The sequence below is a fragment of the Saccharomonospora sp. CUA-673 genome (genome assembly GCF_001942305.1).
Lineage (GTDB): Bacteria > Actinomycetota > Actinomycetes > Mycobacteriales > Pseudonocardiaceae > Prauserella.
The window spans coordinates 70958-84073 of sequence record NZ_MKKE01000007.1 but is presented as its reverse complement, the minus strand read 5'-3'; the positions used below and the strand labels follow the sequence as shown (position 1 = coordinate 84073).

Sequence of the window (13116 nt, the reverse complement as noted above, 5' to 3'; positions counted from 1 at the left end):
GAGCGCGGCGAACCCGACCGACACCGAAGGGGTGGCGCGACATGATCTCCGTCGACGACTATCGCGCGCAGGTGACCGAGCTGCTGGGCCGCAGGCCCGCGGTGAGCAGGCCCGTACCGGACTGCGCCGGCCTCGTCCTGGCCGAGGACGTCGCGGCGCCGGTGTCCCTGCCGCCCTTCGACAACTCGGCCATGGACGGCTACGCGGTGCGCTCGGCCGACGTCGCGGGGGCGAGCGAGGACAGCCCCGTCGAGCTGCGGGTCGGCGAGGACATCCCCGCGGGCCGCGTCGACGTGCCCGCCCTGCCCGCCGGGACCGCCCACCGGATCATGACCGGGGCGCCCATGCCGGACGGCGCCGACGCCGTGGTCATGGTCGAACGCACCGACGGCGGCGTGCAGACCGTGCGCGTGTTCGCCGAGTCGGCCCCGGGCACGCACGTACGTCGCGCGGGCGAGGACGTCGCCCGCGGCACGGTGGCGCTGACCGCGGGCACCGTGTGCGGACCGGCGCAGCTGGGCCTGGCCTCGGCCGTCGGCAGGGACACGCTCGCCGTGCACACCCCGCCGCGGGTACTCGTCGTGTCCACGGGCACCGAGCTCGTCCTGCCGCCTGAACCGCTCGCGCACGGGCAGATCTACGAGTCGAACAGCATCATGCTGGCCGCGGCGTTGCGCTCGCTCGGCTGCGAGGTGACGACGGTGCGCAGCGTCGCCGACGACGTCGACAGCTTCCGGGGCGCCATCGAGCCGTGGCTCGGCGGCACGACGCCGGTCGACCTCGTCGTCACCTCCGGCGGGGTCAGCGCGGGCGCCTACGAGGTCGTCAAGGACACCCTCACCGGCGCGGGCGTCACGTTCACGAAGGTCGCGATGCAGCCGGGAGGGCCGCAGGGACACGGCACGTGGGAGGGCGTCCCCGTCGTCACCCTGCCCGGCAACCCGGTGAGCGTGCTGGTGTCGTTCGAGGCGTTCCTGCGGCCGGCGCTGCTGACGTCGCTGGGCCACACCGACGTCGAGCGCACGCGCGTGCGCGCGCGCCTGCTCGAGACACTGCACGTGCCCGCGGGCAAACGGCAGTTCCGGCGCGGCTTCCACAGCCGCACCGACGGCGAGGTCACCGGTGTCGTCGGCCCGCGCGGCGGACCGGGCTCGCATCTGCTCGCCGCCTTCACCCAGGCCAACTGCCTGATCGTGCTCGGCGAGGACGTCACCGAGGCGCCCGAGGGATCCGAGGTCGACGTCCTGCTGCTGTGAGCGCAGGCACGGGCGGGCGGCCGGGCCGTTACCCGCGCCGAGTAGCGTGTGCACGTTCGAGGAGCCACCTACGCGAACGGGATACGACACCGATGGGTTCCACCCCGCTCGGCCACGCCGCGTCGATCACCAAGGAGACACTGCCGCCGATGCATCCGGCGGGCAGGCCGTTCGTGCTCGGCGGGATCGCCGCCACACTGGCGCTGCGCAAGGTCTCCAAGCCGCTCGGCGTCCTCGCCGGCCTGGGCACGCTCGCCACGGCCGCGTTCTTCCGCGAGCCGGTACGCGTGCCGCCGGTGCGCACCGACGTGGTGGTCGCCGCCGCCGACGGGCTCGTGTCGCTCATCGAGGAGGCCGTCCCGCCGATCGAGCTGGGACTGCCCGCCGAACCGCTCACCCGGGTGAGCGTGTTCCTGTCGGTGTTCGACGTCCACGTGCAACGCATGCCCGTCACCGGCGTCGTCGAACGCGCCGTGTACCGGCCGGGCAAGTTCCTGTCCGCCGACCTCGACAAGGCCAGCGAGGACAACGAACGCAACTCCCTGCTCGTGCGCGCCGACGACGGCAGGCAGCTGGTCGTCACGCAGATCGCGGGCCTGGTGGCCCGCCGCATCGTGTGCGAGGTCGGCGAGGGCCAACGCCTCGACGCCGGCGACACCTACGGGCTCATCCGGTTCGGTTCGCGCGTCGACACGTACCTTCCGCGCGGCAGCCGCGTGCTCGTGCGGGAGGGACAGCGCACCGTCGGCGGCGAGACCGTCATCGCCGAACCGGCCGCGAAGGGCTGACGAGCTATGTCCCGGGCCACGGCGGGCGTCCGGCTGCTGCCGAACGCCATCACGGTTCTCGCGCTGTGCGCGGGCCTCTCGGCCGTCCAGTTCGCGCTGACGGGCGACTACCTGCTCTCGATCGGCGCGATCGGCATCGCGGCGATCCTCGACAGCCTCGACGGCCGCATCGCACGGCTGCTGGACGCGTCGTCGAAGATGGGCGCCGAACTGGACTCGCTGTCCGACGCGATCTCCTTCGGCGTGGCTCCCGCGCTGGTGCTGTACGTGTGGATGCCGGGCGACGACCGGTTCGGCTGGCTCGTCACGCTGATCTTCGCGGTGTGCATGGTCCTGCGCCTGGCGCGGTTCAACACGCTGCTCGACGAGGACCAGCCCCCGTTCGCCGGGGAGTTCTTCGTCGGCGTGCCCGCACCGGCCGGCGGTCTCGTGGCGCTGCTGCCGGTGATGCTGACGCTGCAGTTCGGCGAGGGCTGGTGGTCGTCGCAGGTGGTCGTCGTGGTGTGGACGATCGCGACCGCGGCCCTGTTGATCAGCCGCATCCCGACGTTGTCGCTGAAGAAGCTGAACGCCCCGGCCAAGGCGGTCGCACCGCTGCTCGTCGGTGTCGGCCTGCTGGCGGCCGCCGTGATCCAGTACCCGCTGATCTCGCTGGCCACGGCCCTCGTGCTGTACCTGGCGCACATCCCCTACGCGGTGCGGCGCTACCAGTGGCTCGCCGCGCACCCCGAGGCGTGGGGCGTGCCCGGCCACGAACGCAGGGCCATCCGCCGCAGCAGCCGCGGCCGCAGGCTGGGCCTGCGCAAGCCCCGCCTCCGCCGGGTGGCCGGCGCCGCCCGCCGAGCCGTCCAACGAGGCGACACGGACCCGAGTGCAGGCGGCGGCCACGTCTCCCGGGTCTACCCGCCGGCGGACACCACGTCCCGGCCGACGACCCGCAAACGAGACTGGCGCCGAATCGGCCTCCGCCAACGCGGCCGCTGACGCTCTGCCCATAGGGTGGCGGTGTGACGTCCTCTGCCCAGATCACGCTCACCGTCCGCCACGCGCCGTCCGCGCTCGATTCGCGGCGCGGGGTCGTCCGGCTCCATCCAGAGGTTCTCGACGCGCTCGGCCTGCGCGAGTGGGACGCCGTGCGGCTCACCGGGGCGCGGGTCAGCGCCGCGCTCGCCGCGCCGGACACCGCGGGCGGTGCGCCGGGTGTGCTGCTCGCCGATGAGATCACCCTGTCGAACCTGGGTGTCACCGAGGGCGCCGACGTGGTCGTCGCTCCGTGCGAGGCGCCGGTCGCGCGCACGGTCACCGTGTCGGGTTCCCGGCTCGCGACGATGTCGCTGACGGCTCCGACCCTGCGCCAGGCACTGGCCGGCAAGGTGCTGACCGTCGGCGACTCCGTGTCGCTGCTCCCGCAGGATCTGGCGCCGCCACCGGGCGCCGACGTCGCCGCCGTCCGCGGCACCCTGTCCCGTGCGATCGGCGCGACGTGGACCACCGAGCTGCTCACCGTCACGGCCGTCGAACCCGCCGAGGGGCCGGTCGTCGTCGGGTCGTCCACAGTGGTCCGTTGGCGCGGCACCGAGACCGTCGAACCGGCGCCGGCCACCGAGCCCGTCGGCAGCGGGCCGACCCGCACCGCGACGTCCGCACCCGCCGCGCAGCCGAAGCCGCAGGCCGAGCCCGACGTCGCGGAGATGACGGTCACCGAGCCGATCGCCGAGTCCGACGCCCCTCCGATGTCCGAACTGGCCGGGCACGCGGGCCCCGCACGGACCCTGTCCGAGTGGTTCGACCTCGCGTTCCACCGTCCCGAGCTGTTGGCGAGGCTCGGCACGTCCGCGCGGCTCGGCGTGCTGCTCGCCGGGCCGGAGGGTGTCGGCAAGGCGACGCTGGTGCGTTCGGTCGCCCGCGCCGAACGGGTCCGGCTGGTCACGCTCGCCGCGCCCACGATCGCCGTCCTCGAACCCGACGCCGCGGTGAGCAGGCTGGCGCAGGCCATCGAATCGGCGACGTCCGGCGACGACCCGGGTGCCCTGCTGCTGACCGACGTCGATGCCCTGCTGCCGGCGCACAACCAGCCGCCCGTCGCGACGATCCTGCTCGACCGGCTCCGCGCCGCACTGGCAGAGCCGGGCTTCGCGCTCGTGGCCACCACGGCGCACCCGGAGTCGGTCGACCCGCGGCTGACGACGGGTGACCTGCTGGATCGCGAGCTCACCCTGTCCCAGCCGGATGCGGGGGTCCGTACCGAACTGCTGCGAATCCTGCTGCGGGACGTGCCGGTGCGCTCCGATGTGGACTTCGGCGAGATCGCCGAGCGCACGCCCGGCTGGGTCGCCGCCGACCTGCTCGCCCTGCGCCGCGACGCCGCCGTCCGCGCGGCGCTGCGCCAGCGCAACAGCGACGTCGCCGACAGCGACACCGCCGACAAGGAGCCCCGGATCTCGCACCAGGACCTGCTCGACGCGGTGACGTCCGTGCGTCCACTGTCGATGTCCGAATCGGACACGCTCGCCACGGGTGGTCTCACGCTCGAGGACGTCGGCGGCATGGCCGACATCAAGCAGTCGCTCACCGAGGCCGTGCTGTGGCCGCTGCGCTACCCGGATTCGTTCGCGCGGCTCGGCGTCGCACCTCCGCGCGGGGTCCTGCTGTACGGGCCGCCCGGCAACGGCAAGACGTTCCTGGTGCGCGCGCTCGCGGGTGAGGGCGCGCTGAACGTGTTCGCCGTCAAGGGTGCCGAGCTGATGGACAAGTTCGTCGGCGAGTCCGAACGCGCGGTGCGGGAGCTGTTCCACCGTGCGGCCGAGGCGGCGCCGGCGCTGATCTTCCTCGACGAGGTGGACGCGCTCGCGCCGCGGCGCGGGGCGTCGAGCGACTCGGGTGTGTCCGATCGGGTCGTCGCGGCCCTGCTCACCGAGTTGGACGGCGTCGAACCGCTGCGCGACGTCGTCGTGCTGGGTGCCACGAACCGGCCCGAGCTCGTCGACCCGGCGCTGTTGCGGCCGGGCCGCCTCGAACGGCAGGTGTACGTCCCGCCGCCCGCGGTGGAGGCCCGCGCCGACATCCTGCGCTCGGCGGCGAGGAACACGCCGCTGGCCGACGACGTCGACCTGGACGAGCTGGCGACGTCGCTGGAGCGCTATTCGGCGGCGGACTGCTCGGCGTTGATCCGCGAGGCCGCGCTCACGGCGATGCGGGAGTCGCTGGAGGCCACCGAGGTCACCGCGGCGCATCTGGACACGGCCCGCGCGGTCGTCAAACCGTCGCTGGACCCGGCCCAGCTGGCCGCGCTGGAGGAGTACGCCCGGAACCGGTGACCCCGGCGGAGCCGGGAGCGCACCGGGCACCGGCGTCGGTTGCCGGGGTCAGTTGTCGGCGTAATCCCTGGTCACTATCACGATGACGCCCGGGCTGGAGTCCTTGATGCCGTCGAACCGTTCCTCGACGCGCATGCCGGTGCGCTCGCCGAGTTCGCGGGCGACGCCCTGTTCGTCGGTACCGGGCCGGTAGTACACGGTGCTCACCGGGATCGTGCCCTGCGCGTAGTTCCCGACCTCGATGACGTTCCAGCCCTGGTCGCGCAGGTCGTTCGCGGCTTCGTGGGCCAGGCCGGACACGGTGCTGTTGTTGTAGACGCGCACGCCCACGGCACCGGCACCGACCTGCTTGCTGCCGCCGTCGTCGACGCCCGCACCGCCGTTGCCGTCGTCGGCCGACTCGCCGTTGCCCGTGCCGTTGCCGTTGCCGTTCTGGCCGTCGGCGCCGTTGCCGCCGTTGCCGTTGTCGTCGCGGCCGTCCTCGCCGGCGCCGTCACCGTTCTGACCGTCGGCACCGTTGCCGTCCTGGCCGTTGCCGGCGGTCGGCGACTGCTCGTCGGTGTCGCCGTTCCCGCCGTTCCCGCCGTCACCGTCACCGTTGCCGTTGCCGTCGCCATTGCCGTTGCCGTCGGGGTCGGCGGGCTGTGTGGTCTCGTGCGCGGCGGGTTCGGTGTCGTCGCCGCCGGTGACGACGGTGACGCCGCCGATGACCGCGGCGATCACCGCGACCGCGAGCAGACCCAGTCCCGCGGCGCGCATCGGCCTGGACAGGCCCTCGAAGATGCTCATGTCAGCTCAATCCCCAACCGCCGCGCGGCACGCACCCGCTGCCGCGACGCCCGGGCCTTCCGCAACCGCTTGACCAGCATGGGGTCGGCGCGCATGGCGTCCTGCTTGTCGATCAGCCGGTTCAGAATCTGGTAGTAGCGGGTCGGCGACATCGCGAACAGTTCGCGGACGGCCTGTTCCTTCGCGCCGGCGTACTTCCACCACTGCCGTTCGAACGCGAGCACCTCCCGCTCGCGTTCGGACAGTCCGCTCACGTCGTCGCCGGGCAGTTCGGTGGGCGTCGGCGCGCTCGACCCGCCACGCGTGCCGGCCGCTTCAGGCGTGGATGCGCCCGCCATCGACTCCGCGGCGTCCATGTGACTCCTCGCAACGTTCTCGGCGAATAACACGCGTGTGGTTTCCGCGGGCGCCATTAGATCACGCAGGACCACCTCGAGTGGTGGAACCCGGCCCGGCGCGCCGCACCGGTAGTCCGACCGGGTCAGTCCCGACCCTCCGGAGGTCACCGGGACCGCCGGTTGTTTGAATAGCCGGGTGAGCATTCATCCCATCGTCATCGCCGGTGACCCCGTGTTGCACAACCCCACCCGCGAGGTGACGGAGTTCGACGACAAGCTCCGCACCCTGGTCGATGACATGTTCGAGACGATGTACGCGGCCGAGGGCGTGGGGCTGGCCGCGAACCAGATCGGCCTCGACCTCCGGCTGTTCGTCTACGACTGCCCCGACGACGAGCGCGTGCGCCACAAGGGTGTCGTGGTGAACCCGAAGCTGGAGACGTCCGAGGTCCCGGAGACGATGCCGGACCCGGACGACGACTGGGAGGGCTGCCTGTCGGTGCCCGGAGAGGCGTACCCGACGGGTCGCGCGCCGTGGGCGAAGGTCACCGGCTTCGACGTCGACGGTGAGCCGATCGAGGTCGAGGGCACCGGCTACTTCGCGCGGTGCCTGCAGCACGAGACCGATCACCTCGACGGCTACCTCTACCTCGACCGCCTGATCGGCCGGTACGCGCGCGCCGCGAAGAAGATGATCAAGAAGAACGAGTGGGCCGTGGCGGGCAACACCTGGATGCCGCCCAAGCAGCTCTGACCGATCCCGAACGCTCGCCCGGCACCGCGTCGCCGTGACGGCGGTTGCCTGGGCCTGCCGTAGATGGCAGGGTCGGAGATCGGAACAACTACATCCAACGCGGGAGCTCGCGCCATGGCGGGCTGAGAGGGCGACTGGACGACCGGGTCCCGGCGTCGCCGACCGCACGAACCTGACTGGGTAATGCCAGCGTAGGGAGTGAACGTCGTTGCAGACACCTGTTTCCGACCAGGTCACCACCGGCCCGATCGAGGGCTCGGCGAAGACATATATCCCCACCGAATCGGGACTGTCCGTTCCGGTGCGGCGGATCTCGCTCACCAACGGCGAACATTTCGACGTCTACGACACCTCCGGCCCGTACACCGATCCCGAGGCCGAGATCGACGTCCACAGTGGACTGTATCCGCTGCGGCGCGGCTGGGCGTCCGAGCACCGCACGCAGCTCGAGTGGGCCCGTGACGGCGTCACGACGCGGGAGATGGAGTACATCGCCACCCGCGAGGGCGTGACGCCGGAGTTCGTCCGGGCCGAGGTGGCCGCGGGCCGGGCGGTGATTCCGGTCAACCGCAACCATCCCGAGGCCGAGCCGATGATCATCGGCAAGAACTTCCTCGTGAAGGTCAACGCCAACCTCGGCAACTCGGCCGTGACCTCGTCGGTCGCCGAGGAGGTCGAGAAGATGGTGTGGGCGACCCGCTGGGGCGCCGACACCGTGATGGACCTGTCGACGGGCAAGCGGATCCACGAGACGCGCGAGTGGATCCTGCGCAACTCGCCGGTGCCGATCGGCACGGTGCCGATCTACCAGGCGCTCGAGAAGGTCGACGGCGAACCGGAGAAGCTCACCTGGGAGCTCTACCGTGACACCGTCATCGAGCAGGCGGAGCAGGGCGTCGACTACATGACCGTCCACGCGGGAGTGCTTCTGCGCTACGTGCCGCTCACGGCCCAGCGCGTCACCGGCATCGTGTCCCGCGGCGGGTCGATCATGGCCGCGTGGTGCCTGGCACACCACCGGGAATCGTTCCTGTACACGCATTACTCCGAGCTGTGCGAGATCCTGCGCGCCTACGACATCACCTTCTCGCTCGGTGACGGCCTGCGGCCGGGCTCGATCGCCGACGCCAACGACCGTGCCCAGTTCGCCGAGCTGGAGACCCTGGGCGAGCTCACGCACATCGCCCGCGATCACGGTGTGCAGGTGATGATCGAGGGCCCCGGTCACGTGCCGATGCACAAGATCAAGGAGAACGTGGAGCTCGAGGAAAAGCTCTGCGGCGAGGCGCCGTTCTACACACTCGGTCCACTCACGACGGACATCGCGCCCGCCTACGACCACATCACGTCGGCCATCGGCGCCGCCGAGATCGGCAGGCACGGCACGGCAATGCTCTGCTACGTGACGCCGAAGGAGCACCTGGGCCTTCCGGACCGCGACGACGTCAAGACCGGCGTGATCACCTACAAGATCGCCGCGCACGCGGCCGATCTGGCCAAGGGGCACCCGCGGGCGCAGGAACGGGACGACGCGCTGTCGAAGGCGCGGTTCGAGTTCCGCTGGATCGACCAGTTCAACCTGTCCCTCGACCCGGACACCGCGCGGGCGTATCACGACGCGACCCTGCCGGCCGAACCCGCGAAGACCGCCCACTTCTGCTCCATGTGCGGGCCGAAGTTCTGCTCGATGCGCATCACCCAGGACGTCCGCAAGTACGCCGAGGAGCACGGTCTGTCCTCCGTGGAGGCCATCGAGGCCGGGATGCAGGAGAAGTCCGAGGAGTTCTCCGAGCGCGGCAACAAGGTGTACCTGCCGGTGGTCGAATGACCGCGACACCGAACACCACCGCGGGCAACCCCGCGCCGCCGACGGCACTGACCATCGCCGGGTCCGATTCCGGTGGCGGCGCGGGCATCCAGGCGGACCTGCGCACGATGTTCGCCTGCGGGGTCCACGGGATGACCGCGGTGACGGCCGTGACGGTGCAGAACTCGGTCGGGGTGGAGAACTTCGCCGAGATCCCCACCGAGATCGTCACGGCCCAGATCCGCGCGGTCGTGGGCGACATGGGCGTGGGCGCGGCGAAGACGGGCATGCTCGCCACCGCCGACATCATCACGGCGGTGGCGAAGACGCTCGACGACGTCCACATCGGACGGCAGACGGACACGCCGTTCGTGGTCGACCCGGTGGCCGCCTCGATGCACGGCGATCCGCTGCTGCGCGAGGAGGCGCTCGAGGCGATCCGCAGCGAGCTCTTCCCGCGCGCGACCCTGGTGACGCCGAACCTCGACGAGGTGCGGCTGCTCACCGGGGTCGAGGTGACCGACGCCGCGAGCCGGCGTGAGGCCGCGGACGCGCTGCTGGCGCTGGGACCGGAGTGGGTGCTCGTGAAGGGCGGGCACCTCGACGACGGCCCGACGTGCGTCGACCTGCTGTCCAACGGCGCCGAGCACATCGACCTCGAGGGCCCGCGGCACGACACCCCGCACACGCACGGCGGCGGGGACACCCTCGCCTCGGCGATCACCGCGTCGCTGGCCCACGGTGCGGATCTGCGGACGGCGGTGCGCGACGGCAAGCGGTTCATCGAGCGCTCGGTCGCGGCGTCCTACCCGCTGGGCCGCGGCATCGGCCCGGTGTCGCCGTTCTGGCGCCTCGACGGCTGACCGCCGGGCTCACCAGCGGCCCGACTCACCAGCGGCCCGGCTCACCAGCGGCAGAGTTCGTGCAGTTGGCCGTCGTGCCGCAGGCACGGCAGGTACCCGGCGCTGTGCAGCTCGTCGCGCGCGGTGCCGCCGCCGAGGTACTCGAGGAACCCGGACTGCACCGGGACGGCGTCCGACTCGGGGTCGCCCTTGCTGTACAGGTACTCGATCGTCCAGAACGGGTAGCCGTCCTGGACGGTGCCCGCGTCGGGATAGTTGCCGTCCAGTTCGACGACGGTGAGCTCGCGCCCGTCGGAGCGCGCGTCGTTGGCCGAGGGGACGTCGACGTAGCCGATCGCGCCGCGGGTGCCGGACACCTCGTCGACGACCTGGGGTTCGCTGCCGCGTTCGCACCGGACGACATCGGCGTCCGAGACCCGGTCGGCGCCGTCGCACGAGTCGGACGTCAGCGCCCCCTCCGAGCGGCCGAGCACGGTCTCCTCGAACGTCGTCCGCGAACCGGATTCGGCGCCACGGCCCACGATGCGGATCGGCAACGACGGCCCGTCGCGGACCTCGGCCCAGTCGGTGTAGCGGCCGGAGTAGATGCCGCGGATCTCGTCGGTCGACAGATCGTCGATGCCGACGGATTCGTGGACGACCACGGTGTAGACGATCACGGCGAGCGGGGTCGCGTGCAGCTCGTCGCTGTCGGCGCGGGCGGGGCCGTCGGACAACGCGACCGCGCTGCCGGGCTCCACGGCGTCGCTCGTCAGTTCCCGCACCCCCGCGTTACTGCCGGTCGGCGTGACCACGACCTCGGCGCCCGGGCACGCCCGGCCGTAGGACTCGGCGATGTTCTCCATCGCCGAGGCGAACGCGCTCGAGCCCACGACCCGCAGTTCGCCGTCACCGCAGGCGAGCGCGGGATCGGCGGCCGGACGGGAGGCGTTGGCGAGCAGCGTGGCGAGCAGCACGCCGACGAGCAGCACCCCGAGCGTCGTCACGACGCGCGGCCACGTCACCCCCGTCTGCTCCTTCTCGTCGACGATCCGGCCACCCGCGAGCCGGCCCTGGATGCTGATGTCCTTGGTGTGCGCGGAATCCGGGCGGCGGCGCGCGGTTCACGGAGCACGATGGCGATCTTGAGGCTTTCCTTGCGCTGCAAGGAGAAGTCCCGCAACTGCAGCCGGGTCCACTGTGGAACGTCCGGGACAGGCACGCTCTCGGCCACGGCCGCCGCCTTGCGTGTCCACGGGAACGTGCGCCGCGACGTCTTGCGCACCTCGTCGAGCTCGGCCGACGGCGCGTCCGGCCTCGTGGCCTCGGCACCGTCGGCGGGCAGGAACCTCAGGCTCCGCTTGTGTGCGCCGCGGTGGGTCTCGACGCTGGGATCGGAGATCCGCGCGTTCCAGATGACGCGACCGCCGAACTCGAGCGTCAACGGGTGGTCCTGCAGATCGTCGGGGCGGATGTCCTCGATGCCGGCGTTGCGCAGGCGGACGACGACGCTCGTCATCCGGCTCATCTCGTCGGCCAACCGGCGCATGGCCGGGTCGGCACCGGGCGGCACGCCCGCGGTGACGTCCTCGTCGTCCACGTCGGGGTTGATGCCGAGCTTCGAGTTGTACAGAACCCGGTACGTCAACCGTTTGCGGCGAACCAGATAGCGGTCCGCGAACGGCGCCGCGATCGCCAGCACCGAGAGGACCAGGACGGCCACCATGCCCTGGCCCGATCCCAGCACCGAGGCGAACACCTGCAGCGTCTCCGCGATTTTCATAGTGGTCGAAGCCTAGGAGCGGCGACCGACATTCATGACCGCCGAGAATCGACCGTTCACGGTGTGTTCACGCGTGGTTCGTTCGGGCCGGTGCTGCCCGGTATCCCGGTGCCCGCTGGTCGCGTGCGCATCGCGGGGGCGACACTGGAGGGATGAGCACCCGACCTCCTGCCGCACTGACGATCGCCGGTTCCGACTCCGGCGGGGCCGCGGGTCTGCAGGCCGACCTGCGGACGTTCCTGACCTGCGGCGTGCACGGCCTCGTCGCCGTCACCGCCGTGACGGTGCAGAACACCCTCGGCGTGCACGACCGGGCCGACATCCCGGCGCGGATCGTGGCCGGGCAGATCGAGGCGGTCGCCGCCGACATGGGCGTCGACGCGGCCAAGACCGGCATGCTCGCGTCCGGAGAGATCATCGACGAGGTCGCCGGCGCCGTCGACGACGCGGGCATCGGCCGCGGCGCCGCGGTGCCGTTCGTGGTCGACCCGGTGGCGGCGTCGATGACCGGGCATCCGCTGTTCGACGACGGCGGGCTGACCGCGCTGCGCGACCGGCTGCTGCCCCGCGCCACCGTCGTCACGCCGAACCTCGACGAGGTGCGGCTGCTGACGGGCATCGAGGTCACCCGCCGCGAGGACATGCGCGACGCGGCACGGGCCCTCTACGACCTGGGCCCCGAGTACGTGCTGGTCAAGAGCGGCCACCTGGTGCACGACAGCGAATGCGTCGACGTCCTCTACGACGGCTCCGACTTCGTCGAGCTGCCGGGACCGCGACTGGACACCCCGCACACGCACGGCGCGGGCGATGCGATGGCCTCGGCGCTCACCGCGGGCCTGGCGCGTGGGATGTCGATGGTCGATGCGGCACGGTTCGCGAAGTGGTTCGTCGCCGGCGCGGTCGCCCACTCCTACCCGATGGGCGCCAAGATCGGCCCGGTGTCCGCCTTCTGGCGCCTCGCCCCGGAAGACTTCGACGCCTGATCACTCGTCGTCGAGGAGGGCTTCCAGGGCGGGGAGGGCCGCTTCGAGGGCGTTGCGCTGATCGTCGGGGAGCCGTTCGATGCGGGTGCACAGTTCGCGGATCCGTACCGACCGGACGTCGCCGAGGATGCGCTGCCCCTCGTCGGTGATGGCGGCCAGCCAGGCGCGGCGGTCGACGGGGTCGGGTTGGCGCGTCACGTACCCCGCCTCGACGAGCGTGGCGACGATGCGCGACATCGTCGCCGCCGCAACGCCTTCCTTGAGCGCGAGGTCCCCCAGCCGCAGCTCTCCGTGCGTGGCGAGCGTGGCCATGGCGGAGATCGCGCCGTGCCCGGGGCCCGGGGCCCCGGCCTGTCGGAGCGCCCGTGACAGCCGGCCGATGGTCAGGAACAGCCTGTGCGGGATGTCGTTCGGCGTGGCCACCTACGCTCCTTCACTTCTCACACCTGCCTGCGT

At 71.8% G+C, this 13116-nt stretch carries 13 protein-coding genes and 1 riboswitch; of the genes, 8 read left to right on the top strand and 5 right to left on the bottom strand.

The window, feature by feature from the left end:
• Positions 1-41: 41 nt before the first annotated feature.
• The 4 genes from glp (at position 42) to BJF85_RS04465 (ending at position 5361) form a co-directional block, all read left to right on the top strand.
• A complete protein-coding gene (gene glp, locus BJF85_RS04480) occupies positions 42-1256 on the top strand; it encodes a gephyrin-like molybdotransferase Glp (RefSeq protein ID WP_075845887.1) in 1215 nt (404 codons plus the stop codon).
• 92 nt (positions 1257-1348) lie between these two features.
• A complete protein-coding gene (locus BJF85_RS04475) occupies positions 1349-2044 on the top strand; it encodes a phosphatidylserine decarboxylase (RefSeq protein ID WP_075845886.1) in 696 nt (231 codons plus the stop codon).
• A gap of 6 nt (positions 2045-2050) precedes the next feature.
• Complete coding sequence (pssA, locus tag BJF85_RS04470) at positions 2051-3028, top strand: CDP-diacylglycerol--serine O-phosphatidyltransferase (protein WP_075845885.1); 978 nt, start codon at positions 2051-2053, stop codon at positions 3026-3028.
• A gap of 23 nt (positions 3029-3051) precedes the next feature.
• Entirely contained in the window at positions 3052-5361 is a 2310-nt protein-coding gene (locus BJF85_RS04465; protein WP_075845884.1) for an AAA family ATPase, read from the top strand.
• A gap of 48 nt (positions 5362-5409) precedes the next feature.
• Here the strand turns inward: BJF85_RS04465 and BJF85_RS04460 are convergent, their stop codons facing one another.
• Together BJF85_RS04460 and BJF85_RS04455 are read right to left on the bottom strand one after the other, a co-directional pair.
• Entirely contained in the window at positions 5410-6150 is a 741-nt protein-coding gene (locus tag BJF85_RS04460; protein WP_075845883.1) for a LytR C-terminal domain-containing protein, read from the bottom strand.
• Positions 6147-6506, bottom strand: coding sequence for a DUF3263 domain-containing protein (locus tag BJF85_RS04455; protein ID WP_075845882.1), 360 nt, complete (start codon positions 6504-6506; stop codon positions 6147-6149). Before BJF85_RS04455 ends, BJF85_RS04460 begins: the two co-directional genes overlap by 4 nt.
• Before the next feature lie 178 nt (positions 6507-6684).
• On the opposite strand from BJF85_RS04455, the gene BJF85_RS04450 reads away from it, so the two are divergent.
• The 3 genes from BJF85_RS04450 to thiD (BJF85_RS04440) all read left to right on the top strand — a co-directional run bounded on the left by BJF85_RS04450 (position 6685) and on the right by thiD (BJF85_RS04440) (position 9912).
• Positions 6685-7242: a peptide deformylase gene (locus BJF85_RS04450; RefSeq protein WP_075845881.1), complete on the top strand. Its 558-nt coding sequence runs from the start codon at positions 6685-6687 to the stop codon at positions 7240-7242.
• A gap of 89 nt (positions 7243-7331) precedes the next feature.
• Positions 7332-7457, top strand: a riboswitch (TPP riboswitch).
• Complete coding sequence (thiC, locus tag BJF85_RS04445) at positions 7451-9070, top strand: phosphomethylpyrimidine synthase ThiC (protein ID WP_075845914.1); 1620 nt, start codon at positions 7451-7453, stop codon at positions 9068-9070. (Overlaps the previous riboswitch by 7 nt.)
• Complete coding sequence (thiD, locus tag BJF85_RS04440; protein ID WP_075845880.1) at positions 9067-9912, top strand: bifunctional hydroxymethylpyrimidine kinase/phosphomethylpyrimidine kinase; 846 nt, start codon at positions 9067-9069, stop codon at positions 9910-9912. Before thiC ends, thiD (BJF85_RS04440) begins: the two co-directional genes overlap by 4 nt.
• 41 nt (positions 9913-9953) lie before the next feature.
• Here thiD (BJF85_RS04440) and BJF85_RS27070 read toward each other — a convergent pair whose 3' ends face one another.
• Both BJF85_RS27070 and BJF85_RS27065 read right to left on the bottom strand, forming a co-directional pair.
• Positions 9954-10916, bottom strand: coding sequence for a PstS family phosphate ABC transporter substrate-binding protein (locus tag BJF85_RS27070; RefSeq protein WP_158056763.1), 963 nt, complete (start codon positions 10914-10916; stop codon positions 9954-9956).
• Entirely contained in the window at positions 10913-11674 is a 762-nt protein-coding gene (locus BJF85_RS27065) for a hypothetical protein (RefSeq protein WP_139320455.1), read from the bottom strand. Before BJF85_RS27065 ends, BJF85_RS27070 begins: the two co-directional genes overlap by 4 nt.
• 152 nt (positions 11675-11826) lie before the next feature.
• Here BJF85_RS27065 and thiD (BJF85_RS04430) point away from each other — a divergent pair, with 152 nt between their 5' ends.
• Positions 11827-12660 carry a bifunctional hydroxymethylpyrimidine kinase/phosphomethylpyrimidine kinase gene (gene thiD / locus BJF85_RS04430; RefSeq protein WP_075845879.1) on the top strand — a complete coding sequence of 278 codons (834 nt, stop codon included), beginning with the start codon at positions 11827-11829 and terminating at the stop codon, positions 12658-12660.
• On the opposite strand, the gene BJF85_RS04425 is transcribed toward thiD (BJF85_RS04430), so the two are convergent.
• Positions 12661-13083, bottom strand: a complete 423-nt coding sequence (locus tag BJF85_RS04425; protein WP_075845878.1) for a MarR family winged helix-turn-helix transcriptional regulator — start codon at positions 13081-13083, stop codon at positions 12661-12663. It lies immediately after the preceding gene.
• Positions 13084-13116: the final 33 nt, after the last annotated feature.